Raw genomic sequence first — 23818 nt, 5'->3', positions numbered from 1 at the left:
CGGGCTCGGCAGGAACGGACTCTCTCAGCTCGTGCGCGTCGGCCGGACGCCCGGTCGCGGAACGCCCCTGAGGTGGCGCGAAGTGCTGGATCCGCCCGCCTGCACGTTCACTGTTGTGAAGCACTCGCGGGCATCGTGGTGCCGGCGCGCGCCGGAGACCGGTCAGGACGGTCCTGCGATGCCGACCAAGTTGCCTGCAGGGTCTCGAAAATGGGCGACGGTCACCTGCTCGCCCTCGTTCCGTTGCGGCGGCAGCACGACCTCGGCTCCAAGGGCTTCGGCCCGGGCGAGCGACTCGGCAACGTTGGGTACGCCGACATAGAAGATGGCGTGGCTCTCGTACCCTGGGCCTCCGCCGATGCCACCTGCGGCGGCCGGTGCGTTATCGCCGGGCATGACGAATGAATACTCAGTCGGCGCGGAGATACGTTCAGCCACAGGAGCTCCGGCTGGCCCATCCCAACCGAAAAGTTGTGAGTAGAAGTCGCGAAGGCGCGCAGGGTCGGGACCGATCAACTCGAAGTGGACGACCGGATTACCCATGCGGCCAGCGTCTCACAAACTGCACTTTCTGACCCTCTCGCGGCAAAGAGATGCATAAAAGATTCCCTTTACTCGCCGATTTGCCCATCGACAGCGATGACCGCAATCGCGCCTGGGGGCGGTGATGGGCCCGGAGTCTGGCCCTTCGCTCCGTAGGCGCCGCCGAGACCCACTTTGGGGCCGACCGATCAGAACGCTCGCCCGCACCCGCGGGTTGACTGTCGTTGTGCGCGGGTGACGACTCGCCGCCTGCACCCACCGGCTCGCGGCGGGAAGCGCGCTGGCCACGCGGGTTCGCCCTACTCGAGTCGTGAGCACTGAGGCACGGCGGTTCGAGTTCGTGATGGTCGACGACTCCGAAGACGCTCGCTTGTTCATCGAACTGTCCAGCCACGCGGCAGACCTGGTGGAGGCACGCGACGCGCTCGCACTTGCGCATCTGGGCACGTCAGCTGATTCGCCGCTCGAGCACGCCGAGCGGTCGCTCGTGGCCAACGCAGTCATGGCCTACTGCCGCACCTTCCTCCCCTCGAACGTGCCGCAGCCAGTGACCAGATTTGTCGAGATCCCTCAGGAGCTCGCCGCGACCCATGAACTCGTCGCGACGTTCCGCAACCGCACCATCGCACACTCCCAGTTGGACCTCTCGGTCACCTACGCGTTCGGCGTCCTCGACGCCGAAACACTGAAGGTTCTCTACGTCGCGGCTCCCAACATCTCCAGCACGATGCCCCCAGAGCAGGTAAGCAACTTCATTGACCTCGTCAATAAGGTGGAGGAGCGACTTGAAGAGGTCATCGAGCCGATACGGAAGCGCCTGATGGGCAGGCTCGCCGACGCCGACCGCGCTGCCCTCAAGGCGGGCTTGAAGTCGGCTTTACGTGAACTGCTGGCAGCGGATTTCGAATCAAAGACGACCCGTCCGCCGTACCCCGTGTCGCACCCGGTGTACCTGACCAGAGTGACGCACAGCTGGGCGCACGGTGATAGCGCCGAAGAGCTCGTAGAGCCGCCGACTCGATCCTCGCCAACGACGGCGTTCGCGCCACCGGCGGTGACGGAGGCCCGCCACCACCTGTCTGTCGTGGTCCCTGAAGGAGCGGCGACGGTCATCCTCTTGCGCCCGCAAGTGTTACTCACTAACATTAACGGAATGACGACTCGGTCTGAGCGCACGAGCGCACTGCTGCAGAGCACCGCCCTGCGGCTCTTCCTTGAGCGCGGCTACGACGCGACGACTGTCGCCGAGATCGCCGACGCCGCGGGCTTCTCGCACATGACGTTCTTCAGGCACTTCCCGACCAAGGAGTCGGTCGTCGTCGGCGACCCGTACGACCCGCTGATCGCCGAGGCCGTCCGACGGCAGCCGGCCGATCTGCCCGCCTTCGAACGGGTCCGGCGCGGCCTGCTCGCTGCCTGGAGCCAGATGCCCGAGATGGCGATGGGCGAGACGCGCGACCGGATCCGACTCTCGGTCAGCCACCCCGGGCTGAGGGCCGCGAGCCAGGAGAGCAACCGGGCCACCGAGGAGATCATCGTGGCAGCGCTCGAGGACACCGGCGTGGGGCACCTCGAGGCGATCGTCGCGACCGGCGCGTGCCTCGGTGCGATCATGGCGGCCCTCGTCGACTGGGGCATCGACCCCGACGCCGGACAGCTCGGCCCGCGCATCGTTGCTGCCCTCCAGGCCCTGCCGCACCCACCGGACGCAGCGCAATAGCAGGCGCGTGCGCGACCGACCCCTGACGACCCACCCATACCTTCTTGGAGCCACCGTGGTCGATGCGACCCAGCTCATCCCCGCGACCGCGGGGACCGCAACCCTCGTGGCGCGCGGCCTCAGCCGCGCCTTCGGGGACATCACCGCCGTCGACCACGTCGACATCCAGATCGTCCCCGGCGAGATCCACGCGCTGGTCGGACTCAACGGCGCCGGCAAGACGACCCTCATGCGCCTGCTGCTCGGCATGGTCCGCGCCGACGTCGGCACCGTCACCCTGCACGGACGCGACCTGGCCGGGTGCACCCCGGCCGACTGGGCGCGCGTCGGGCACCTGATCGAGACCCCGTTCGCCTACCCGGAGCTGACAGTCACCGAGAACATCGTCGCCGCCGCCCGCCTGCACCTGCTCCCCCGCGCCGACGCCGAGCGGGCCGCAGCGGAAACGGTCACCGCCCTCGCGCTCACGCAGTGGGCCGATCGCCGCGCCGGGGTGCTCTCGCTCGGCAACCGGCAGCGCCTCGGCCTCGCCTGCGCCCTCGCCCACCGACCCGACGTTGTGGTGCTCGACGAGCCGACCAATGCCCTCGACCCGCGCGGCGTTCTTGTCGTCCGTCAGGCGCTCCGCCACGCGGCCGAGCGCGGCGTCGCCGTCCTGGTCTCCAGCCACCACCTCGACGAGGTCGCGCGCATCGCGCACCGGATCACCGTGATGCATCGCGGCGTCGTCATCGGCCACCTCGACCCGGGTGGCGTCGACCTCGAGCGCCGCTTCTTCGACATGGTCTACGCCGCCGAACCCGACCTCCCCGAAGGAGTGCTGTGATGCGCATCGCCCTTGCCGTCGAGCTGCTCAAGATGCGGCGCTCGACGGTGGTGAAGGTGGCCACCGCGATCCTGTCATTGCTCATGCCCGTGCTGGCCGCGGGCTTCATGGCTGCATACATCGCCGGCGGCGACAGCCAGCTGACCGCGAAGGTGTCCACGATGGTCACCGGTTCGACCTGGACGGACTACCTGGAACTGATGGGCCAGCTGCTCTCGGTCGGCGCGCTGCTCGCCGTCGGCGTCGTGGTGTGCTGGGTGTTCGGCCGGGAGTTCTCCGACGCCACCATGGGGTCGTTGTATGCGCTGCCGATCAGCCGCGCCCGCATCGCCTGGGCGAAGGGCCTGCTCGTGCTTGGCTGGGGCCTGGCCGCCTCGGTGCTGGCCGTGATCGTTGCTGTGCCGATCGGCCTGGTGCTCGGGCTCGACGGCCCCGCCGGGTTCGGCGACATCGCGGGCGCGGTCATCATGCCCGTGACCGTCGCCGTGCTCAGCACGCTGCTCGCCTTACCCCTCGCCCTGGTCGCGAGCGCCGGCAGGGGCTACCTGCCAGGCGTCGGTGCGCTGCTCGGGATCGTCGCCGTGACCCAGATCGTGACGATCCTCGGTGCCGGCGCCTGGTTCCCGTGGGCTGCCCCGGGGCTGTGGTCCGGGATGGGCGGGGCCGAGCTCGCATTGACCGTCACACCGGTTCAGCTCTCGCTCCCGGTCCTGGTCGGGGTCATCGGACTCTGGGCGACCGCCACCTGGTGGGACCGGGCCGAGGTGGTCTGACCAGAAACGCCTCTGCCCGGCAGGCGATGATCGGCGGCCAGCGCGGCCGGTTGCGCTCTAATGGAACTGGTTCGTCAACCCACTCGTAGGCCAGGGGTCGGGTGTTCCGTCTCACACGTCGCCCGGGATCGGCATGCGTGATGCTGTCGATCTGAGACCGGCCCGTTCGTAGCAGGGTGAGGAGCGGGACCGGCCCGCCGAAGATGAGGAGCACCCGATGACCGAGTACCTGCTGTCCACGCACAGCGTCGAAGGCCACACTCGCCCGCCGATGACCCCCGCGCAGATGCAGGAGTCGTTTCAGGAGATCCTCGCGCTCGAGGCCGAGATGAAGTCCGCCGGTGCGTACGTCTTCGGGGGTGGGCTGCACGGACCAGACACGTCCACGGTGGTCCGGGTCACCGACGGCCAGGTGTTCACCACCGACGGCCCGTTCGCCGAGTCGAAGGAACAGCTCGCGGGGATCTACATCGTCGAGGCGGACGACCTGGACGCGGCACTGACCTGGGCCGCGCGGACCGCCGCCCTGATCCGGCAGCCGATCGAGGTGCGGCCGTTCAGGCAGATGCCGGCCCCAGGTTCAGCGGGCTGATCCCGGTCCAGTGGCGGGGCCGGACCCGACGGAGATCGGTCGGATCTTCCACGAGGAGTTCGGCCGATCCGTCGCTGCCCTGATACGCGCCTTCGGGGACGTGGACCTCGCCGAGGACGCCGTGCAGGACGCCTTCGCCGTCGCCCTGGGCTCGTGGCCGCGCGACGGGCTGCCGCCGAACCCGGGCGGGTGGATCACGACGACTGCTCGCCGCCGAGCCATCGATCGGCTGCGCCGCGAATCACGCGGGCGCGAACTGACCCGCGACGCGGCGCTGCTCACACCGCCTGGCACGGCGCCCGCTCAGGAGGAGGTGGGGCCGGTGGAGGACGACCGCCTCCGGCTGATCTTCACCTGCTGCCACCCGGCGCTGGCCGAGGAGGCGCAGGTCGCGCTCACCCTGCGCCTGCTGGGCGGCCTGACGACGCAGGAAGTCGCCCGGGCCTTCCTCGTCCCCGTCCCGGTTATGGCCCAGCGACTGGTGCGCGCCAAGCACAAGATCTCCGCGGCGCGGATCCCCTACCGCGTGCCGCCAGACCATGAGCTCCCGGGTCGACTGGGCCCGGTGCTCGCCGTCGTCTACCTCGTCTACAACGCGGGTACCGGCGAGCGGATGGACAGCGGCGAAATCGGCGGCTTGTGTGAGGAAGCGATCCGCCTCGCTCGACTGCTCGCCGCGCTCCTGCCGGACGAGCCCGAGGTCGCCGGGCTTCTCGCACTGCTGCTCCTGACCGAGTCGCGGCGTGAGGCCCGGACGGCGGCCGATGGGTCGTTCGTGCCGCTCAGCGAACAGGACCACGGCCGCTGGGACCGGTCGATGATCGACGAAGGCCAGACGATCGTGCGCGCCTGCATCCGCCAGAACAGACCCGGCCCGTACCAAGTGCAGGCGGCCATCGGCGCAGTGCACGCCGAGACCGCGGTGACGGGCGAGGCCACCGACTGGCCGCAGATCGTGGCCCTGTACGACCAACTCCTCGCCCTCACGCCGACTCCCGTTGTCGCACTCAACCGCGCCATCGCGATCAGCGAGGTCGACGGACCGGGAGCGGGCCTCGACCTGGTCGAGCCATTGCGGGGCACCCTCGGCAGTTACTACCCATTTCACGCGACGCACGCCCACCTGCTGCGCCGCGCCGGCAGGCGCGAGGAGGCCGCTGAGGCCTACACCACCGCGGCCGAGCTGGCCCCGGGCAGAGCCGAGCGCGACTACCTCGCCGGCCGTGCAAGATCGCTCGCTCCTACGCCCAGGATCCTGTGACGCGGTGAGAATGGGCGCCGCGTCGTGACTCGGCCAGCCCGTCAGTCCGGTGCACCGCTCAGCACCGCTACCGGGCAAGCAGGCGCGCGAGGTGCCCGAGCGAGGTGGCCTCGAGAGTCGGTGCCCGGAAGTAGTCGGGGTACCTCGCCCCGGTCCGGTTGATCCACGCGGTGCGCAGTCCGGCCCGCTCAGCGCCGTCGATGTCCCACGGGTGCACCGCCACGAGCATCATGTCGCCAGGCGGGACGTCGCACTGCGCGGCGGCGTAGGCGTACGCGGCCGGCGCCGGCTTCCACACACCTGCTTCCTCGACCGAGAGCAGGCGTTCGAAGTGGCTGCTCACCCCGGCCCGGGCGAACAGCTGCTCGGCCACGGCGCGCGCACCGTTGCTCAGGGTGACCAGGCGGGTGCCTAGCGCGGCCAGCGCGGGCAGACCTTCGCGGACGTCTGCGTGCACGTCGAGCTCTGCAAAGCCGCCCATGATGTGGGCGATCGCTTCGTCGATCGGGCGGTTCAACGGCCAGGCCGGCAGGCTGGCACGCAGCACCCCCGTGCCGAGCTGGGCGAAGGGCGCCATGGCGCCTGCTGCTGTCAGCGCGAACCCGTCCCGCAGGAGGGTCGCGAACCAGGTCGCCGCCAGGTGGGCGGGGGCGCCGACGTCGACGAACCTGTCGGCCATCACGGACATGTCCGACAGGGTCTCGTTCACGTCGAACACGATGACGGCTGGCAACGCGGGGACGTCCGTGCCGTTCGTGGCGCCGGAGGTGGCGGGCGGGTTGGTCATGGTGCTCCTTGGTCCGGCGGTGTCGGGGTGAGGTGCGGGAGTCGGGACGCCTCTACCAGCCAAGGGCGTCGGACGGCTGGGCACCGGCACCGGCACCGGCTTCGGGTTCGTGGGCGGCCTCAGCGAACGCGCGCAGCGCCATCACCAGCTCGGTGCGGCGCGAACCAGGCATTCGCGCGACGATCCGGGAGATCTCCACCCGTCGCCTGTCGGTGACCAGGCGCACGAGCCGCCGACCTTCGCCGCTGAGTCCCAGCAGCACCTCGCGCCGGTTGCCGGGGTTGTCGCGCCGGGTGACCACGCCGGCTGCGAGCAGCCGGTCGATCATGCGCATTGCCGTCGAGGACGTCACCGAGAGCAGGTCCGCGAGCGTGTTGAGGTTGATCTCGTCGTGGTTGTCGAGCACGACGAGGGTGCGGAACTGGGTCACGGTGACGGTGCCCTCTACCGCGGTCAGCGAACGCGCGGAGACGCCGACCAGGACGCGGGAGGCGGTCAAGAACGCCGTGACGAGCTCGTCGGTGTCCCCTCCAGGCGGGGTAGAACCGGCATCCGGGACTGTTGGCCTGCTCACGTTGAACCGCCTCCGGTAATGAAGCCTAATGCAATCGTTGCATACTACTAGTGTGAATCTGCGCCGCGCCACCACCATCACACCCGCACCGAGTCCGGTCGGCGCGGGCCTGATGCCCACCCAGTCGGGGCTGGCGTGGGCGCTCACGGTACTTCGTTCGTCGCGCATGGGTCTGCTGGTGCTCGCGCTGGTCATCGGTGCGGGAGCGGGCGTCGCGGCGATCGGGTTCCGGTGGCTGATCACGACGTTCACCCTCGCGCTGTCCGGGCACGCGGACTATGCCGGGCTCGGTCCTGTCGCCAACCCGCACGTGCCCGGTCTGGGCCGGTGGTTCGTGCTGTTCACCCCCGTGATCGCCGGACTGGTCTACGGACCCCTCGTGCACTTCTTCGCTCGCGAGGCCCGGGGGCACGGGGTGCCCGAGGTCATGTACGCCGTGTCGCGCCGCGGCGGGCGGATCGCGCCGCAGGTCGCCGCAGTCAAGGCCCTCGCGTCGGCCCTGTGCATCGGCGGCGGCGGCTCGGTCGGACGGGAAGGTCCGATCGTGCAGATCGGGGCAGCCCTGGGCTCCACGTTCGGCCGGGTCCTGAAGGTCACCGAGCCCCGGGTGAAGATCCTGGTGGCGTGCGGCTCGGCCGGCGGCATCGCCGCCACGTTCAACGCACCGCTCGCCGGGGTGTTCTTCGCGATGGAGCTCATCTTGGGTGACTTCAGCGCGCAGGCCTTCGGCATGGTGGTCCTGGCCTCCGTGACCGCGAGCGTGATCGGCCGATCCGTACTTGGCAACGATCCCTTCTTGACCCTTCCCACGTTCACCGTGGACAACCTCACCCAGTACGCGCTCTTCGCCGTGCTCGGCCTGCTCGCCGGGGTGGTCGGGGTGATGTTCACCCGGATCCTGTACGTCATCGAGGACGTCTGCGACCGCATCTGGCACGGGCCCGAGTGGCTCCGACCCGCCGTCGGCGGGTTCGCCCTCGGCGGGCTCCTGCTCCTGCTGCCCGAGATGTACGGGGTGGGCTACCCGGTCCTCGGCAAGTCCATCGCCGGTTCCTACGGAGTCGCCTTCCTCGTGCTGCTCCTGTTCGGGAAGATCTTCGCCACCTCGCTCACGATCGGCATCGGCGGCTCCGGCGGGGTGTTCGCCCCGAGCCTGTTCATCGGGGCGATGCTCGGCTCCGCCTACGGCGAGGTACTCCGCGTGATCGCGCCGGACATCGCCGGCTCCCCCGGCGTCTACGGACTGATCGGGATGGGCGCCGTGTTCGCCGGCGCAGCCAAGGCACCGATCACCGCGGTGGTGATCCTGTTCGAGCTCACCGGCGAGTACACGATCATCTTGCCGCTCATGGTCGCGATCGTGCTGGCCAGTGCCATCAGCCACGTCCTGGCCCGCGACAGCATCTACACCTTCAAGCTGCGCCGCCGCGGCGTCGACATCTCCGTCACCCCCGAGGAAGAGCGGCTGGCCACGATCACCGTCGAGCAGATCATGGAGCCCGTCGGGGCATCCCTGCGAGAGAGCGCCAGCCTCCACGCGGCCGCTGGGGTCCTGAGCCACGCCCCGCACGGCCAGCTCCCGGTCCTGGACGCCCACGGCCGCTATCGCGGGATAGCCACCGCACAGACGGTCGCCGCCACCCTCGCCGACGGGGACCACAACCGGGCCACCGTCGCGTCCGTCGTCGAACTGCCCGACGCCGTGAAGATCACCGACCATCTCACCGACGCCCTCAGCGCACTGGACTCCACCACGGGAGCGATTCCCGTCCTGGACGCCGACCACGCCAACGTCGTGGGCTGGCTCAGCCACCAACGAGTACTGGCGCTCCTGCACGGAGCCTCCAGCGACGCGCGGGAGCTGACGCCTGTTCCCGTGTGACCCGGCCCCGCGGTCACGGCGGGTACTACGCGGGAATCCGCACGACGAACCGGCAGCCCGGCGCGTGGTTGCTCACCGCCACGGTTCCCCGGTGGGCCTCCACGATCCCCTTGACGATCGCCAGGCCCAGTCCCGCTCCGATGTCGGCGCCGGGCGTGCGCGCGTGACTGCCCCGCCAGGCCACGTCGAAGACGCGGTCGAGGTCGCCGTCGGGGATCCCGCCACAGCCGTCCGTGACGCTCAGCTCGATGGTGCTGGCTTCGGCGTGCGCGTGGATCTCGACGGTGCCGTCGGACGGGGTGTGCCGGATCGCGTTCATCACGAGGTTGGACACCACCCGGGCGAGCGCGTTGGGGTCGGCCCGGACCAGGACACCGGCGTCGACCGAACCACCGACGCGTACCTGCTTGGCTCGGGCCACGGGATCGACGCCCGCGATCGCTTCACTCACCAGGTCACCCAGCTGGACGGTCTCGAGGCTCAGCTGGAGGGTGCCGGCGTGGATGCGGGACAGCTCGAACAGGTCGTCGACCATCCGCACCATCCGGTCGACCTCGATCCGCATCTGGGCGCGATAGCGCGCGGGGTCCTCGGCGATACCGTCCTCGAGGGCCTCCGACATCGCGCGGATGCCGGCCAGCGGGGTGCGCAGGTCGTGCGACACCCACGCGACGAGCTCGCGACGGGACTCCTCCAGGCGCCGCTCACGCTCGGTCGATTCCCGTAACAGGACGCTGCTCCGCGTGAGCTCGCGGGAGATCTCGGCGAACTCGCGCGGGCCGCCGGCCGGTGCGAGGAACTGGCCGCCCTCTCCGAATTGGGTGGCAGCGTCGCGAAGCCCTCGCGCCGAGCCGACCACCCGTTCCCCGAGCCAGAAGGCGAATCCGACCGACACGAGACCTGACACGACACACACGGTGATGACGACGGCGAAGTCGTGGTCGGACAGGAACATCGCGCGGGCGGTCCCCACCACGCCCGCGACGATCCCGCCGACAGCGACCAGCCCGAGGATCGCGGCCGACCAGCGCACCGAGCGCAGCCGCAGGGCCCACGCAAGCGCCGCGCCCGTGAGCCCGACGGCGATCGACCAGCCGGCGGCGATCCCGATGACGGCGAGGGTGGCGCTGCTCATGCGGCCTCCCACCGGTACCCGACGCCCCACACGGTCACGAGCCGGGTGGGATGGGTGGGGTCGTTCTCGACCTTCTCGCGGAGCCGGCGCACGTGCACGGTCACAGTCGATTGGTCCCCGAAGCTCCAGCCCCACACGTCGCGCAGGAGGTCGTCGCGCGACCACGCGACCCCCGCGTTCGCGACCAGGAACCGCAGCAGGTCGAATTCCCGGACGGTCAGGGCGAGGCGTTGGCCCGCGCGGGTGGCGACGTGCTGCGCGGAGTCGACGACCAGGTCGCCGTCGTGCAGGACGGCGACCTCCGGGTCGGCGTGCTGGCCTGCCCGGCGCAGCACGGAGTCGACCCGGAGCACCAGTTCGCGGGGGCTGAAAGGTTTGGTCACATAGTCGTCGGCACCCAACCCCAGGCCCATGATCCGGTCGGTCTCGGCGCCGAGGGCGGTGAGCATGATCACCGGGACGTCGGTCGCCTCCCGCAGCCGGCGGCACACCTCGAGGCCGCTGATCCCGGGGAGCATCAGGTCGAGCACCACCAGGTCGGCGGGCCGGGCGCGCATCGCGACCAGGGCGCTCTCCCCGTCCGCGACATCCACCACCCGGTGCCCGCCGGCGCGCAGGTACGACACGACGACCTCACGGACGGTGTGGTCGTCGTCCACGACCAGCACATCGGCCACGGTTATGCCCCTTCTACGTGAGTGACGTTCGAGCTGGAAGCGGCGTCGTTGCGGTGAGCGATGATCGTTCCGACGACGGCGCAGACCAAAACTAGCCCTGCAACGATCAGCCAGCCTCGACCGTAGTCACGGTCCAACAGGGTGGCGTTGTCCGCACGGGCCCCGAACCGCCCGAGCACCGGGACGGCCATGATCGTGACCGTGCCCAGGACGACGGCCGCCGCTGCCGTCGACGGGACCATCCACCGAGGCAGCACGCTCACCCCGAGCGCGGCGATCGCGATCGCGACGGGCGCGAGGACGCCGTCGTGCACCACCACCCCACCGAGCAGCCACACGGTTGCCGCGCCGAGGTTGGCCGCACCCTGCCGAATCAGCTCGACCGCACCCCACATCCCGACCAGCACCCCGACCGCACCGAGGATGGTCCGGGTCGCCCTCACAGCTCGACCTCGAGCATCGAGACCCACTTGGTCTGCAGGACCCCGGGCCGGTTCGGGGCGATGATCCGGCACGGGTAGCCGTGGTCGAGGCTCAGGGGCTCGCCGCCGAGGCGCAGGGCGAGCAGCGTCTGGTCGTCGGCGACGTAGTTGGCGGGCAGTCGTGACCCGCGGTAGGCACCACGCTCCTGGAGGGATCGCACGAGCACCGCCGACTGGGGTGGCGCGTCGAGCAGCGCGACGAGGTCCCGCACGCGCACCCCGGTCCATTCCCCAGTCGCGCTCCACCCCTCGACACACGCGATCGGGAGCACCGCGGTGTGCTGGGGCATCGCCGCGAGCTGGGCGGTGGTCAGCCGAATCTGCCGGTCGCCGTGCACCACGGTCAGAGCGAAGTCGGCTGCCAGCGCGGTGGTCTCGACGCGGGCCGCCGCGGCGGAGCGGTTGATCGGAATCCCCTGCGGTCCCTGGCCGGAGCGGACCCCGAACACCGAGATTCGGCGCAGTGCCGGCACGGTCGACCCGGCGGTGCTGACGACCGCAAGGGTCGCCGCGATCAGGGTGGTCTGGAGCAGTCCGCGGCGGGAGAGCCCCCGTGTGTCCGCCGCCAGGTTCGGCCGGTCGAGCTGTGTGTCCTCGAGGTCGCGACCCAGCGCCTGGGTGATGACCGGCAGCTTGACCGCGACGTGGACGAGCAGGGCGCCGATGGCGATCCAGCCGACCGCGTAGTGCGTGGCGACGAACGAGAACGCCCACGGGTACCAGTGGCTGACGTTCGCCAGGCCGCTGGCGAGCTGGAAGATCGCCGCCGCGACGAGCACCCCGATGGAGGCACGCTCGAGCCCGTGCAGCACCAGGGCCCCACGGCGGCGCCACGGGGGTCGGGCGAAGAACTTCGGGAAGACCGACCACAGCTTGACCAGGAGCAACGGAACGGCGGCGGTCCCGGCGGCGACGTGCACGCCCTGGGTGACGCGGTAGGTCCACGACGGCTGGGTCGGCACCGGGAACCACGGGTACGCGGCCTGCGCGAGGTGGCTGTACACGCCGGTGAGGAAGGCGACCAGGAAGCAGATGCCGAGCCACAGCCCGACCCGCGCGGCCACCGCGGGGCTCCGCAGCCGCGAGCCGAAGTCCGACTCGTGCGGAACGCGCAGCCTCAGCCCAGGCATGTCGGGTCTCCGCCCGCTCGACGCAGCACGGCGAACCACCGTCCGTGGTGCTCGCGCAGGCCATCGAGTTCCAGTCCGGCGGCCGTGGCGACGGCGCCGATCGCGTCGGCCCCCACGACCGCCCAGGGGAATGCTCGTGAGCGACGGGCTCCCGCGCGCAGGTGCACGGTGTGCACCCGCAGCCCGGCCCCGGCGGGGCGAGGTCGACGACGATCACACCGCCGACGGCGACCAGGCCGCGAGCGCGGCGCAGCAGCAGGACGGGGTCGCCGCCGATGCCGATGTTGCCGTCGGCGAGCAGCGCGCACCCCCAGCTGCCCTCGCCGGGCAGTGGGCCGAACAGGTCGCGCCGGATCGCCGGGACTCCCCGGGCGCGGGTCTGGGTGATCGCCTCGGTCATGAGGTCGACCCCGAGGACGGCCTGCCCTCCGGTGGCCAGGTGCTCGGCCATGCGGCCGGGCCCGCAGCCCAGGTCGATCGTCGGACCGACGCAGTGGGCCAGGACGGCGCGGTCGCCGGCGTCGGCGGTCCCCCGCCAGCGTGGGGTAGGGATGAGCTGGGGCTGGTCGTCCAGCCCCTCGATCGTGCACGGCTCGCCTTGCAGTGCCGCGGTGAACACCGCTGCGAAGTGCACGTCGGCGGTCATGCGTTCCGGCCTTCGCGCCAGGTGCGAGCAAATCGGGTGGTCGGCGCGAGAGCGGCGACGTGGTGAGCGTCGGCCGCGTCGTCGATGTCGCGCAGCACCGAGGCGGCCCCGACGTCGTTGGCGTTGGCCCGCAGCAGCGTCCACGTCGCTCGGCCGGTGGCCGGGGTCGACATCGGTACTCGTTCGAGTCCGTCCACGTGCGAGGGCACGCCGCTGGCGAGCACCCACCAACCGCCGTCGTCGGCCAGGCCGAGGACAGGCCGATCTGCGGCCACCATGGCCGCGACCAGGTGGAGGTCATCGCCGGTGGCGTGCGGGGTGTCCATGGCGATCTGGACGACCGGCACCCCGGCGACAGCGTGCACGTCCCGGTGCGCGTTCGCGATCCGCTCCCCCAGCCCGGATCCCTGCTGTCGGTGGACCGTCCACGTCCGCAGCCGCTCGGCGAGCTCCGGATCGTCGACCGTGTCGAGGTCGCCGGCGAGAGCAAGGTGGCAGCGACCGAGGCCGAAGGCGGCCTCGCAGACGTCGAGGGTGTCGAGCAGAGCGGCGGTCGCGAGCCGGGCGGCCCGGACCGGCCCCTCGGTCGCCGCAAGGCGCGTCTTGACGTGGCCCGGGATCGGGACCTTCGCCATCACCAGCACGACCGCGGTGCTCACGGGAGCACCCGGGCGAAGTCCCGGGCGGCGCGGGCCGACCCGCGGATGCTGCCGGAGACCTTCGACCGGGTCCCGGCCGCCCGCGGGAGGTAGCGGATGTCGGACTCGACCAGCACCCAGCCGGCCGCGCGGGCCTTGACGAGCAGCTCCACCGGGTAGCCGAATCGGCGATCGCGCACGTCGAGGGCGAGCAGGTCCGCGCGGCGGCACACCCGCATGGGGGCGATGTCGCGGACCTCCAGACCCGTGCGACGGCGCAACCACCACAGCACGACGGCGTTGCCCGCGCGGGCGTGCCACGGCCAGACCCCGCGGCGGACCGGACGGCGGCGGCCGAGCGCCATCGTCACGCCGCCCGCGAGCACCAGGTCGAGTAGCCCGACCAGCTCGGACGGGTCCATCGACCCGTCCCCGTCCATCACCGCGACGTACTCGGCGTCTGCGGCCTCGATCCCGGCGTGCACGGCGGCGCCGTACCCGGGCCGGGACTCGTGCACGACGCGGACACCGTGCCGCCGGGCGACCTCGGCCGTGGCGTCGGTCGATCCGTTGTCGACGACGACGACGCCGAAGCCCGCCGGCACGGACGCCAGCAGGGCGGGCAGGGCCGCGGCTTCGTCCTTGCAGGGAATGATCAGATCGCATTGGTAGGGCATGGGTTCGACGCTAGAGAACGCCAACGCGCTAGAGGCCGCTCAAGCCTTACGGAACTCTGACGTCACTGCAGGACCCTCGCCGCGGGCGATCACCTCCTGCCAGCATCGGGGCCATGCCCTCCCTGCGAAGTCGAGCCCGCGCGCCCTGGTGGGGGCTCGGCGCGGCGACCGTGCTGGTGGTGCTCGCGATGGCCGTTCCGGCCGTGACCTGCTGGGACGTCGACGTGACGCGCTCGTTCCCGCCACTGCGCGCCACCTGGTGGCCGCGCATCGGCCCGGGCACTGCGCCCGCGCTGCTCATCGGTGCCGCGGGGATCACCTGGTCGATCACCGCCGCGCACCGCCTGCCCTGGCGTGCCCTGCTCGCGGGCGCCTGGCTGGTGGGCGTTGCTTGGATGCTCGCCCTCGCCCTGGTCGACGGCGCTCCCGGCATCGCGGGGCCCCTCAACTCGGGGTACGAGTACCTCCCGGCTGCGCGCGGGATCACCGACGTCCCCGCCATGCTGCACGAGTTCATCGGTCGGATCCCGCTCGGTCCCGACGGCTGGCCGACGCACGTGGCAGGGCACCCGCCGGGTGCCCTGCTCTTCTTCGTGCTGCTCGTCCGGGTGGGGCTCGGTTCGCCGGTGGCAGCCGGTCTGGTCGTGACGGCGGTGGCGGCCACCACGCCGTTGGCCGTTCTGGTGACCGCCCGCGCCCTCGGGGCCCAGACCGCGGCACGGCGGGCGTTGCCGTTCTTGGTCCTGGGCCCGGTGGCGATCTGGCAGGCGGTCTCGGCCGATGCGGTGTTCGCCGCGGTCGCCGCGTGGGGAGCTGCAGCGCTGGCGCTCGGTGCCGTGCGGCGCTCGGCGGCCTGGTCCGTGGTCGCGGGGCTCGTGCTCGGGTACGCGGTGATGATGTCCTACGGGCTGGTCCTGCTGGGGATCCTCGCCGTCGCCATCCTCCTGGTGGCGCGGTCCTGGTACCCGCTGCCGTTCGCTCTCGGCGCGGCGCTCGGGCTGGTCATGGTCTTCGCCGCCCTGGGCTTCGCGTGGTGGGAGGCGTTTCCCGCGCTGCAGGACCGGTACTGGGCCGGGGCCGCGAGCAGGCGGCCGGCCGCGTACTGGCTGTGGGGCAACCTCGCCGCGCTGCTGGTCGCGAGCGGTCCCGTGCTGGGCGCCGCCGTGGCCTGCGCCGCCCGCGACATGGCCGACGCCGTCCGACGTCCCAGCGCGCACGCCCTCGGCGCGCTCGCCGCGGCGGGATTCGCGATGGTGATCGTGGCCGATCTGACCCTGCTGAGCAAGGCCGAGGTCGAACGGATCTGGCTCCCGTTCATCGGCTGGATGATGCTCTCCTGCGCGTACCTGCCCGAACGCTGGCGGCGCCCCGGGCTTGCCCTGCAAGTCGGGTTCGCGATCACCGTCCAGCACCTGCTGCGCACCGCCTGGTGACGGTTCACCCGGTGGGCTTTCACCAGGTGGCCATCACGCCCGTAGCGGCTCCGTGGCGAATCGGGGCAGGCCGACCAGGGGGTCGACCTCGGCGACGAAACCGAGCTCGCTGCGGGCGAGCGCGGGCGAGGCCACGATGTGGCGCACGTCGCCGACCCGGTATTGCCCGGTCACGACCGGGGCGAGCTCCGAACCGGTCCCGGCCGCAACCGCGCGCGCGACGTTGCCGATGCAGATCGGCCGCCCCGAGCAGACGTTGTACGCCACGGACCGCTGCCGCGGCGCCTGAGCCACGACCTCGATCGCGATCGCGTTGGCGCGTGCGACGTCGCCGACGTGCACGAAGTCGCGCATCTGGGCGCCGTCCTCGAACACCTCCGGGGCGAGGCCGGCCTCGATCGAGGACCGGAACATGGCCGCGACCCCGGAGTACGGGGTGTTGCGAGGCATGCCGGGGCCGTACACGTTGTGGTAACGCAGGGCGATCGCGCTGCCCTCGCCCTGGCGTGCCCACGCCGCGGCGTAGTGCTCCTGGGCGAGCTTGCTCGCTGCGTAGCTGCCGCGCGGGTCGAGCCGGGCGTGCTCCGGGACCGTCTCCCAGGCAAGACCCCCGCCGCACCGCGGGCAGTAGTTATCGAAGTCCCCGGCCTCAAGGGCCACCAGACTCCGCGGACCCGGCTCCTGGGCACCGTGGGCAGCGCACGCATAGCGACCCTCCCCATACACGACCATCGAGGAGGCGAGCACGATCCGACCCACCCTCGCGGCATGCATCGCCGCCAGCAGGGCTGCGGTCCCGAGGTCGTTGTGCCCCGCGTAGGCGGGCAGATCGGCGACAGTCACGCCCGCCCCCACCATCGCCGCCTGGTGGCAGACCACGTCGACGCCGCGCAGGAGCTCAGTCCACTCCCCCGCCCGACGCACGTCGAGCCGATGCACGTCCGGGTGGGCCACGACGTCGACCGGGTGGGCCTGGGGGATGTAGGCATCGACCGCGACCACGTCGTGCCCGCGTTCGACGAGCTCGGCCCAGATCGCCGTCCCGATGAACCCGGCGGCACCGGTGAGCAGGACCTTCACGGCAGCTCGAACGGCAGGGCGACGTCGGCCAGCCAGTCGGCGCACGTGCAGTCGGCGTGCTCGCCGAGGTCCGCGATCACTCCGGACAGCACCTGCTTCATCCGGTCGATGTGCTGCGCGAAGGTCGCGAAGACCGCGCCCTGGTGCACGGCCCCCGCGGCGTCGACCCCCGCGTCCAGGTCGGTCACCAGGGCGAGGGTCGCGTAGCACAGGCCCATCTCTCGGGCGAGGACCGCCTCGGGGTGCCCCGTCATGTTCACCAGCGACCACCCCGCCGCGGCGTAGCTCTTCGACTCAGCCCGGGTCGAGAACCTGGGGCCCTCGATGACCACCATCGTGGCTGCCTCTCGCCGGCCGCCCGCGCGGGCGAGCAACGCCTCGCGGAGCTCGGGGCAGTAGGGGTCCGCGAACGGGGCATGGACCGCACCGGAGTCGTAGAACGTCTGCGTCCGCGAGGTCGTCCGGTCCACCAGCTGGTCGGGAACCACGAGATCGCCCGGGGCGACGTCGGTGGAGAGCCCGCCGACCGCACACGGCGCCAGGATGCGCCGCACCCCCAGCGACCGCAGCGCCCAGATGTTCGCCCGATAGTTGATCGCGTGCGGCGGGAGCTCGTGGTGCAGTCCGTGGCGCGGCACGAAGGCCACGGACCGCCCGCCGACCGAGCCGACCGCGATCGCAGCGGACGGGGCGCCGTACGGCGTGCTGACCTCGTGGTGCTCGACGTCGTCGAGGAAGGAGTAGAAGCCGGAGCCGCCGATGACGGCGATTAACGGGATCTGGGTGCTGATCATTTCTGGAGTGTGCCATCGGGAACCTCGAAACTCGCTCCCGGCGAGGCCCAGCACACGACCCGAAAGACTTCCGTCACATCTACCGAAGAGCACGGTCATCCGGCCCCGAACCCGCGGAGCGTGCTCACCACGCTCGCCCGTCGGCCCGGCGACGTCTTCCCCGCCCGGATGCCGGACGGACAGGCCTCATGCCGCGCCGAGCCGCTGACCGTCGACGGTGACCTCCAGCGCCGGGCTCTTCTCCGGCCAGAACGCGACCAGTCCAGCGATCTTGGCGGACTCCGGCAGCGGCGTGCGGTACGCCCAGGCGACATCCGCCAGGCTTGCACCACCGGTGGACAGGGTCCAGTACGTCGCGGCGCCCTTGTACGGGCAGTGACTGGTCGTGGGGCTCGGGGCCAGCAGGTCCATGCGCACGTCGGCCTGGGGGAAGTAGTACCGCGCGGCGAGGCCGGTCTCGAACAGGACGACCGGGCGATGGGACTCGGCCACAGTGACCCCGTTGAAGGTGACGACGACGTGCCGGCTACTGGTCAGCGCGTCGATGCGCACATACGGACTGCGCGGGTGGGTGTAGACGATCTCGTCCTCCTCCATCCACGTGTCGAACGCTGCCCAGGTCAGCCCGAACGCCTCCCGGAGCCCCGCGACGCCAGCCTCGGGATACCGGCGGGCGGCGTTCGGCACGATCCGCTCGCCGATGATCACGTCGAAGACTTCGCTCACTCCCAGGACCTTCGAGCGGGGCCCGCGACCGCCCGCGCGCAGTTCGACTTCCAGGTCGCTCGCGGCGAAGAAGTACTGCGGGTAGTAGGGGTGCTCCCAGACCAGCAGCGGGGTCCGTGCATCTGCTACGAGCTCACCCGCACTGAAGGCGCGCACCCGTTTGCTGCCGCGTTGCACGGTGCCAGGGGTGATGGTGAACGGGTTCTCCACGATGCCAGTCATCCGGTCGGTCATGAAGCAAGAACCCTCTGGGCATCCTTGAACATTCCACCAGCGAGGGGTCCGATCTCAGCCGCCGAAGCCCTCGCCGTCGTCACGGGCGCCGTCGACCGCTAGAAACACGGTGGCGCAGGACCGAAATGCGCTTTCACGCTATCCATATTTCACTGTACAGAACTGAACACCGAGCCGTACGCCTGCAGTGGAGGCAACGATGAGCGGACCAGCTTCTCAGTGGCACCGGGTCGACGACGATGAGGTGCCCGACGAGGGCCGGGTGCGCAGCATCGAGGTCGACGGTCATTCGGTCGCGCTGACGCGTTGTGGGGCTCGCCTCGGTGCATTGGAGAACCACTGCCCGCACCAGGGTGGACCGCTGGGCGAGGGGTCGATCGAGAAGGGGCTGCTGCGCTGCCCATGGCACGGCTACGACTACGACCCGATCACCGGGCAGCCGCCGAGCGGGTTCAGCGATGCGGTGCCGAGCTTCCCTGTCGAGGAGCGTGCCGACGGCGTCTACATCAAGCTGCCCGACCCCGCGCCGCCGGTGCGCACCGTGGGCGACACCATCGTCGAGACACTCGTGGCCTTCGGCATCACGCACGTCTTCGGGATGGTCGGGCACTCGAACCTCGGCTTTGCCGATGCGCTCCGCCGAGCCGAGGAACGCGGCGAGATCACCTACGTCGGCATCCGCCACGAGGGCGCCGCGGCGTTTGCGGCGAGTGCCTTCGGCAAGCTCACCGGGCGACCGGCGATGTGTTTCGCGATCGCCGGGCCGGGCTCGACGAACCTACTCACTGGGCTCTACGACGCCAAGCTGGACGGCTCCCCGGTGGTCGCGGTGTCGGGCCAGGTGCCGTCGTCGGTGCGCGGGCGAGGCGCGTTCCAAGATCTCGACCTGTCGAGCGTGTTCGCCGACGTCGCGGTGTCGACCCAGGTCGTCCTGGCGGGCAGTGATCACGCCGAGCTCGCGGCGCTCGCCGTCAAGCATGCGGTTGACGGCCGCGGGGTTGCGCACCTGATCCTGCCCGACGAGGTCCAGGTGCTGACCAGCGCGCAACCTGCCGCCGATCCGGTCGGACGATTCACGGCCCGACGCATCCTGCCCGATTCGACGTCGCTCGACCGTTCGGCCGCGCTGGTGCGCGCCGCACGGCGTCCGGTGTTCGTCGTCGGTCACGGTGCCCGAGACGCCCGCGACGAGGTCCGGGCGATGGCTGAGCGGCTCGGTGCCCCGGTGCTGACCACGTTCAAGGCCAAGGGGCTGATCCCCGACACGCACCCCCTCGGTGCGGGCGTGCTCGGCCGCAGCGGCACGCCGGTCGCGAGCTGGCTGATGAACGAGTCCGACCTGCTCATTGTCGTGGGCGCCTCGTTCTCGCACCACACCGGCATCGCCGCGTACAAGCCGATCGTGCAGATCGACGACGCGCACACCGCGATCGGCCGCTTCGACGCCGTGACCGAGCACTTGCTCGGTGACGCTGCGCTGACCGTGGCCGCACTCGACGCGCGCGTGGGCACAGCGAACGCGGTAGACCAGCGCGGCGACGTCGCCGAGCGGTGGGCGATCTGGCGGGCCGAGAAGGCCCGCCGCGTGGCTGACGACCGAGGCGAGGGCGTGTCGGCCGCGGCCGTGTTCGACGCGCTGGCCCGGCACCTGCCGGCCGATGCCGTCGTCACCGTGGACGTCGGCAACCACGCCTACTCCCTCGGGCGCTACCTGGAGTCGGCCGGCCAGCCGGTACTGATGTCGGGCTATCTCGGTTCGATCGGGTTCGGCTACCCGGCCGCGCTCGGGGCGTGGGCCGCCGCGCCTGGCCGACCGGTCCTCGCAGTCACCGGCGACGGTGGCTTCGGCCAGTACAGCGCGGAACTGCTGACCGCGGGGAAGTACGGAATCCCGATCAAGCATCTACTGCTCGACAACCACTCGCTGGGCAAGATCAGCAAGGAACAGCTCGCGGCCGGCCTACCGGTCTGGCACACCTCCCTGCACAACCCCGATTGGGCCGCCTACGCCCGCCTGTGCGGCGCGACCGGCATCCGGGTCGACGCCCGCGAGCAGCTCGACGCGGCCCTGGCCGAGCTCTTCGCCGCTGACGGACCCGCCCTGCTCTGCGTGCAGCAAGACGCGCAACTCCTCTAAACACCCCAACCCAACCCGAAGGATCAAGATGACCGCCAGCCTGCCTGACTACAGCGACCTCAAGGCGCTGTTCATCAACTGCACGCTGAAAAGATCGCCGGAGCCGAGCAACACGGCTCTACGAAGTTAACCGGGCAACGGTGGGGTGGGTCGTGGACGTAGTGGGCCCGTGACCTCGGTGATCATGGCTGTATCGAGCAGGACATGGTCATAGAGCGAGGTCACGGGCTTGGTTCAGGGTACGCATGTGCAGGGGGTCCCTCCGGTCGTGGTTTCGGGGGTGTCGCGGTTGTTGGACCTGGAGGGGTTGGCGGTCCGGGAGATCACGGCGGACGGGTGCGGTGGTCGGGTCGTGCACGTGGTCACGGCGGACCTGGCGGCGTCGGCGTGCCCGTCGTGCGGGGAGTTCTCCACCGCACTCAAGGGCCATGTGACCACGAGGCCGCGGGACATCCCGTATGGGACCAGGCCGCTGCGCCTGGTGTGGCACAAGCAGCGGTGGCGGTGCGTGGACCAGCGGTGCGCGCGGGGCTCGTTCACCGAACAGGTCCCCGCCGCGCGGCCCGGGGCGCGCCTGACGCGGCGGTTGCGGGCCGAGCTCGCCGACGCGGTCGCAGTCCAGCACCGGTGCGTGGCCGAGGCCGCGGAGTTCTACAAGGTGGGGTGGTCCACGGTCCACGACGCGTTCGTCGCCCGCGTCGACCCGGTCCTGGCGAAGCCCCTGCCCCTCGTGCGGGTACTGGGCATCGACGAGACCCGACGTGGCAGACCGGTCTGGGCCCACGACCCCGACACCGGCCGGTGGGTGCTGGCCTGCGACCGGTGGCATACCGGGTTCGTGGACGCGGACGGCACCGGCGGGCTCCTCGCGCAGGTCGAGGGCCGCTCAGCAGCCTGCGTGTCGGGGTGGTTGCTCGCTCAGCCGGCGTCGTGGCGGGCCGCGATCACGCACGTGACCATCGACTTGTCCGCGTCGTTCGCCAAGGGTGCCCGCGACGGCCTGCCGGGCGCCATCCAGGTCGCCGACAGGTATCACCTGGTCCAGCTCGCCAACGACACCACGACCGCGGTCCGTCAACGCACCGTGCGGGAGGCCACCGGGCGTCGGGGCCGCAAGATCGACCCGGCCTGGCAGGTCCGGCGCCAGCTGCTCACCGCACACGAGCGGCTGCGTCCGGCGAAGTTCGCCACGATGTGGAACGCGCTGCTCGACACCGGCGAGGCGGGCGTGGAGATCCTGGGCGCCTACATCGTCAAGGAGGACCTTCGTGCGTTGCTCGCTCTGGCCGGGACCCATCCCGAGCGGGCCGTGATCTGTCGGCGGCTGACCACGTTCTACGAGCACGCCGCCGCGTCGAGCGCACCCGAGGTCCACCGACTCGCCGCGACCGTCGACCGGTGGTGGCCGGCCGTGCTGGCGGGCCTCGAGACGGGGTACTCGAATTCACGGTCGGAGGGCTACAACCGCCTGGCCAAACACGTGGGAAGAGACGCTTTCGGGTTCAGAAACCCGGTCAACCAACGCCGCCGCATACGCTGGGCATGCACCCGTCAGCACCGACGGGCGGCAGCCGTGAAAACCCCGCTGCCCGGCTAACTTCGAAGAGCCAGCAACACCCAGGGTCTGGTCGACGCGAGCGCCCACATCATGCGCGAGCACGGCATCGGCGTGGACATCGTCCGGGCGATCGACCACGACATCGCCACCGGCGTCTGGCCCGACATGCGTGAGCACGGTGCGGCCACTGACGACTGGCCGGAGATCTTCGCCAAGGTGCTGGCCGCCGACATCCTCGTGCTGGCCGGACCGATCTGGCTCGGGGACAACAGCTCGATCATGAAGAAGGTGCACGAGCGGCTCTACGGCGGCTCGCACCTGCTCAACGACTCCGGCCAGTACCTCTACTACGGCCGGGTCGGCGGCTGCTTCATCACCGGCAACGAGGACGGCATCAAGCACTGCGCGATGAACGTGCTCTACACGTTGCAGCACATCGGCTACACGATCCCGCCGCAGGCCGACGCCGGCTGGATCGGCGAGGCCGGCCCCGGTCCGTCCTATCTCGACCCAGGCTCCGGCGGCCCCGAGAACGACTTCACCAACCGCAACACCACGTTCATGACATGGAACCTCATCCACCTCGCCCGGATGCTGAAGGACGCGGGCGGGATCCCAGCGCACGGGAATCAGCGCTCTGAGTGGGATGCCGGGTGCCGCTTCGACTACGAGAACCCGAGTACCGCTGATCGGCCGAGACCGAGTCGCAGCGGAACGCGGCCAATCCTTCTCCCGTCATCTCCGGCGCCACGACGGCGCACGCCGAAGGTACAGGTCGGAGAGGCGTTCAGACGGGCGAAGGAATCTTGTCCGCGCCGCCCGGTCGGGCGTGCTGCCGGACGTGTTGTTCGGCCATCGCGATCGCCGCTTCGAGCGGCTTGGTCGACCGGGCGGTCTGTGCGAGGAGCAACCCCCCCTGGACGGCCGCGAGCACGGCTGTTGCAAGCGCATCTGGGTCCGCGCTGGAGCGTAGCTCGCCGCTGTCTCGCATCGCCGTCAAGCTCCGGGCAAGGTGACCATGCCAGTCGTGGAAACCCCGGGCGAGCACCTCACGGTCCGTTTCTGAGTGCTCGGCGAGCTCGCTGGCCAGCGAGCCCATCGGACACCCTCCGACGCAACCTCGCTCACGCATCCCCGCGACGATCCACTGGCCCCACTCGCGGAAGAGGTCGAGGGTGTCCATCAGGATCAGGTGCTCGCTCTGCGCCGAGACGACCCGCTCGACCTGCCGCCGCGCGACTGCCGTCACCAGCGCGTCCTTGTCGGTGAAGTAGTGGTACATCTGCGATTTGCTCGTCCGACTGGCATCAAGCACGTCGTCGAGGGTGGTCCCGGACGCGCCCCGGGTCCAGACAAGGTCGGCCGCGACCTCGACGATCCGCGCTCGCGTGGCCAGACCGCGCTTCGTCGTCGCGACGAGCTGCTCTGCGTCCGACTGTGCCCTCATGTCACAGAATCGTAATCCCGGTTGGACTTGACGGTCCAGTTCGTGATTGACCAAAGTGGACTCGGC

Annotated in this window: 23 protein-coding genes and 1 pseudogene; 11 read left to right on the top strand and 13 right to left on the bottom strand. The window is 70.8% G+C overall.

Annotation, left to right across the window (positions count from 1 at the left end; all coding sequences use genetic code 11):
- Positions 1 to 162 precede the first annotated feature (162 nt).
- Positions 163 to 543, bottom strand: a complete 381-nt coding sequence (locus VTA80_RS19830; RefSeq protein ID WP_407342793.1) for a VOC family protein — start codon at positions 541 to 543, stop codon at positions 163 to 165.
- A gap of 310 nt (positions 544 to 853) precedes the next feature.
- Between VTA80_RS19830 and VTA80_RS19825 the strand changes: the two genes are divergently transcribed.
- From VTA80_RS19825 to VTA80_RS19805, 5 genes are all read left to right on the top strand, one after another.
- Positions 854 to 2263 (top strand): TetR/AcrR family transcriptional regulator, encoded by a 1410-nt coding sequence (locus VTA80_RS19825; protein ID WP_407342792.1) that lies wholly within the window; start codon positions 854 to 856, stop codon positions 2261 to 2263.
- 55 nt (positions 2264 to 2318) lie between these two features.
- On the top strand, positions 2319 to 3089 hold the full coding sequence (locus VTA80_RS19820) for an ABC transporter ATP-binding protein (protein WP_407342791.1): 771 nt from the start codon (positions 2319 to 2321) through the stop codon (positions 3087 to 3089).
- Positions 3089 to 3862 (top strand): ABC transporter permease, encoded by a 774-nt coding sequence (locus VTA80_RS19815; protein ID WP_407342790.1) that lies wholly within the window; start codon positions 3089 to 3091, stop codon positions 3860 to 3862. The genes VTA80_RS19820 and VTA80_RS19815 overlap by 1 nt, the downstream gene beginning before the upstream one ends.
- A 217-nt stretch (positions 3863 to 4079) precedes the next feature.
- Positions 4080 to 4454: a YciI family protein gene (locus VTA80_RS19810; protein ID WP_407342789.1), complete on the top strand. Its 375-nt coding sequence runs from the start codon at positions 4080 to 4082 to the stop codon at positions 4452 to 4454.
- 10 nt (positions 4455 to 4464) lie between these two features.
- On the top strand, positions 4465 to 5715 hold the full coding sequence (locus VTA80_RS19805) for an RNA polymerase sigma factor (RefSeq protein ID WP_407342788.1): 1251 nt from the start codon (positions 4465 to 4467) through the stop codon (positions 5713 to 5715).
- A gap of 67 nt (positions 5716 to 5782) precedes the next feature.
- Here VTA80_RS19805 and VTA80_RS19800 read toward each other — a convergent pair whose 3' ends face one another.
- Both VTA80_RS19800 and VTA80_RS19795 read right to left on the bottom strand, forming a co-directional pair.
- Entirely contained in the window at positions 5783 to 6502 is a 720-nt protein-coding gene (locus tag VTA80_RS19800; RefSeq protein ID WP_407342787.1) for a haloacid dehalogenase type II, read from the bottom strand.
- A gap of 52 nt (positions 6503 to 6554) precedes the next feature.
- Positions 6555 to 7076: a MarR family winged helix-turn-helix transcriptional regulator gene (locus VTA80_RS19795; protein ID WP_407342786.1), complete on the bottom strand. Its 522-nt coding sequence runs from the start codon at positions 7074 to 7076 to the stop codon at positions 6555 to 6557.
- A gap of 52 nt (positions 7077 to 7128) precedes the next feature.
- On the opposite strand from VTA80_RS19795, the gene VTA80_RS19790 reads away from it, so the two are divergent.
- A complete protein-coding gene (locus tag VTA80_RS19790; protein ID WP_407342785.1) occupies positions 7129 to 8958 on the top strand; it encodes a chloride channel protein in 1830 nt (609 codons plus the stop codon).
- A 25-nt stretch (positions 8959 to 8983) separates the two neighbouring features.
- On the opposite strand, the gene VTA80_RS19785 is transcribed toward VTA80_RS19790, so the two are convergent.
- The 4 genes from VTA80_RS19785 to VTA80_RS19770 are packed head-to-tail and all read right to left on the bottom strand — an operon-like array spanning position 8984 to position 12382.
- Positions 8984 to 10093, bottom strand: a complete 1110-nt coding sequence (locus tag VTA80_RS19785; protein WP_407342784.1) for a sensor histidine kinase — start codon at positions 10091 to 10093, stop codon at positions 8984 to 8986.
- Positions 10090 to 10770 (bottom strand): response regulator transcription factor, encoded by a 681-nt coding sequence (locus VTA80_RS19780; protein ID WP_407342783.1) that lies wholly within the window; start codon positions 10768 to 10770, stop codon positions 10090 to 10092. The genes VTA80_RS19785 and VTA80_RS19780 overlap by 4 nt, the downstream gene beginning before the upstream one ends.
- Positions 10771 to 10772: 2 nt before the next feature.
- The gene (locus tag VTA80_RS19775; protein ID WP_407342782.1) at positions 10773 to 11213 is read right to left on the bottom strand and encodes a hypothetical protein; all 441 of its coding nucleotides are present in this window, start codon (positions 11211 to 11213) and stop codon (positions 10773 to 10775) included.
- Positions 11210 to 12382, bottom strand: a complete 1173-nt coding sequence (locus VTA80_RS19770; protein ID WP_407342781.1) for a molybdopterin-dependent oxidoreductase — start codon at positions 12380 to 12382, stop codon at positions 11210 to 11212. The genes VTA80_RS19775 and VTA80_RS19770 overlap by 4 nt, the downstream gene beginning before the upstream one ends.
- Before the next feature lie 136 nt (positions 12383 to 12518).
- On the opposite strand from VTA80_RS19770, the gene VTA80_RS19765 reads away from it, so the two are divergent.
- Entirely contained in the window at positions 12519 to 13094 is a 576-nt protein-coding gene (locus tag VTA80_RS19765; protein ID WP_407342780.1) for a hypothetical protein, read from the top strand.
- Here the strand turns inward: VTA80_RS19765 and VTA80_RS19760 are convergent.
- Positions 13025 to 13687 carry a DUF2064 domain-containing protein gene (locus tag VTA80_RS19760; RefSeq protein WP_407342779.1) on the bottom strand — a complete coding sequence of 221 codons (663 nt, stop codon included), beginning with the start codon at positions 13685 to 13687 and terminating at the stop codon, positions 13025 to 13027. The two genes, VTA80_RS19765 and VTA80_RS19760, sit on opposite strands and share 70 nt — an antisense overlap.
- Positions 13684 to 14343: a glycosyltransferase family 2 protein gene (locus VTA80_RS19755; RefSeq protein ID WP_407342778.1), complete on the bottom strand. Its 660-nt coding sequence runs from the start codon at positions 14341 to 14343 to the stop codon at positions 13684 to 13686. Before VTA80_RS19755 ends, VTA80_RS19760 begins: the two co-directional genes overlap by 4 nt.
- A 113-nt stretch (positions 14344 to 14456) precedes the next feature.
- Here VTA80_RS19755 and VTA80_RS19750 point away from each other — a divergent pair, with 113 nt between their 5' ends.
- Positions 14457 to 15776, top strand: a complete 1320-nt coding sequence (locus tag VTA80_RS19750; protein WP_407342777.1) for a hypothetical protein — start codon at positions 14457 to 14459, stop codon at positions 15774 to 15776.
- 33 nt (positions 15777 to 15809) lie between these two features.
- Here the strand turns inward: VTA80_RS19750 and VTA80_RS19745 are convergent, their stop codons facing one another.
- The 3 genes from VTA80_RS19745 to VTA80_RS19735 all read right to left on the bottom strand — a co-directional run bounded on the left by VTA80_RS19745 (position 15810) and on the right by VTA80_RS19735 (position 18598).
- Positions 15810 to 16856: an NAD-dependent epimerase/dehydratase family protein gene (locus VTA80_RS19745; protein WP_407342776.1), complete on the bottom strand. Its 1047-nt coding sequence runs from the start codon at positions 16854 to 16856 to the stop codon at positions 15810 to 15812.
- The gene (locus VTA80_RS19740) at positions 16853 to 17650 is read right to left on the bottom strand and encodes an S-methyl-5'-thioadenosine phosphorylase (protein WP_407342775.1); all 798 of its coding nucleotides are present in this window, start codon (positions 17648 to 17650) and stop codon (positions 16853 to 16855) included. Before VTA80_RS19740 ends, VTA80_RS19745 begins: the two co-directional genes overlap by 4 nt.
- A gap of 186 nt (positions 17651 to 17836) precedes the next feature.
- Positions 17837 to 18598, bottom strand: coding sequence for a DUF427 domain-containing protein (locus VTA80_RS19735; protein WP_407342774.1), 762 nt, complete (start codon positions 18596 to 18598; stop codon positions 17837 to 17839).
- Positions 18599 to 18809: 211 nt separating this feature from the next.
- Between VTA80_RS19735 and VTA80_RS19730 the strand changes: the two genes are divergently transcribed.
- From VTA80_RS19730 to VTA80_RS19720, 3 genes and pseudogenes are all read left to right on the top strand, one after another.
- Entirely contained in the window at positions 18810 to 20747 is a 1938-nt protein-coding gene (locus VTA80_RS19730) for a thiamine pyrophosphate-binding protein (RefSeq protein WP_407342773.1), read from the top strand.
- 229 nt (positions 20748 to 20976) lie between these two features.
- Entirely contained in the window at positions 20977 to 22344 is a 1368-nt protein-coding gene (locus VTA80_RS19725; RefSeq protein ID WP_407341623.1) for an ISL3 family transposase, read from the top strand.
- A gap of 12 nt (positions 22345 to 22356) precedes the next feature.
- Positions 22357 to 22983: pseudogene (locus VTA80_RS19720) on the top strand (flavodoxin family protein); the annotation flags it as partial.
- A 109-nt stretch (positions 22984 to 23092) separates the two neighbouring features.
- Here VTA80_RS19720 and VTA80_RS19715 read toward each other — a convergent pair.
- Positions 23093 to 23752 carry a TetR/AcrR family transcriptional regulator gene (locus VTA80_RS19715; RefSeq protein WP_407342772.1) on the bottom strand — a complete coding sequence of 220 codons (660 nt, stop codon included), beginning with the start codon at positions 23750 to 23752 and terminating at the stop codon, positions 23093 to 23095.
- Positions 23753 to 23818: the final 66 nt, after the last annotated feature.

Origin of the sequence: Pengzhenrongella phosphoraccumulans (assembly GCF_045689905.1) — a bacterium.
Taxonomy (GTDB): Bacteria; Actinomycetota; Actinomycetes; order Actinomycetales; family Cellulomonadaceae; genus Pengzhenrongella; species Pengzhenrongella phosphoraccumulans.
Note: the sequence above shows the minus strand (reverse complement) of the source record. Positions and strands in the feature narration are given on the sequence as shown.

Coding starts and splice junctions, on each gene's coding strand:
- VTA80_RS19830 (WP_407342793.1), bottom strand. CDS start 543: ATGGGTAATCCGGTCGTCCACTTCGAGTTGATCGGTCCCGACCCTGCG.
- VTA80_RS19815 (WP_407342790.1), top strand. CDS start 3,089: ATGCGCATCGCCCTTGCCGTCGAGCTGCTCAAGATGCGGCGCTCGACG.
- VTA80_RS19810 (WP_407342789.1), top strand. CDS start 4,080: ATGACCGAGTACCTGCTGTCCACGCACAGCGTCGAAGGCCACACTCGC.
- VTA80_RS19800 (WP_407342787.1), bottom strand. CDS start 6,502: ATGACCAACCCGCCCGCCACCTCCGGCGCCACGAACGGCACGGACGTC.
- VTA80_RS19785 (WP_407342784.1), bottom strand. CDS start 10,093: ATGAGCAGCGCCACCCTCGCCGTCATCGGGATCGCCGCCGGCTGGTCG.
- VTA80_RS19770 (WP_407342781.1), bottom strand. CDS start 12,382: ATGCCTGGGCTGAGGCTGCGCGTTCCGCACGAGTCGGACTTCGGCTCG.
- VTA80_RS19755 (WP_407342778.1), bottom strand. CDS start 14,343: ATGCCCTACCAATGCGATCTGATCATTCCCTGCAAGGACGAAGCCGCG.
- VTA80_RS19750 (WP_407342777.1), top strand. CDS start 14,457: ATGCCCTCCCTGCGAAGTCGAGCCCGCGCGCCCTGGTGGGGGCTCGGC.
- VTA80_RS19740 (WP_407342775.1), bottom strand. CDS start 17,650: ATGATCAGCACCCAGATCCCGTTAATCGCCGTCATCGGCGGCTCCGGC.
- VTA80_RS19735 (WP_407342774.1), bottom strand. CDS start 18,598: ATGACTGGCATCGTGGAGAACCCGTTCACCATCACCCCTGGCACCGTG.
- VTA80_RS19730 (WP_407342773.1), top strand. CDS start 18,810: ATGAGCGGACCAGCTTCTCAGTGGCACCGGGTCGACGACGATGAGGTG.
- VTA80_RS19715 (WP_407342772.1), bottom strand. CDS start 23,752: ATGAGGGCACAGTCGGACGCAGAGCAGCTCGTCGCGACGACGAAGCGC.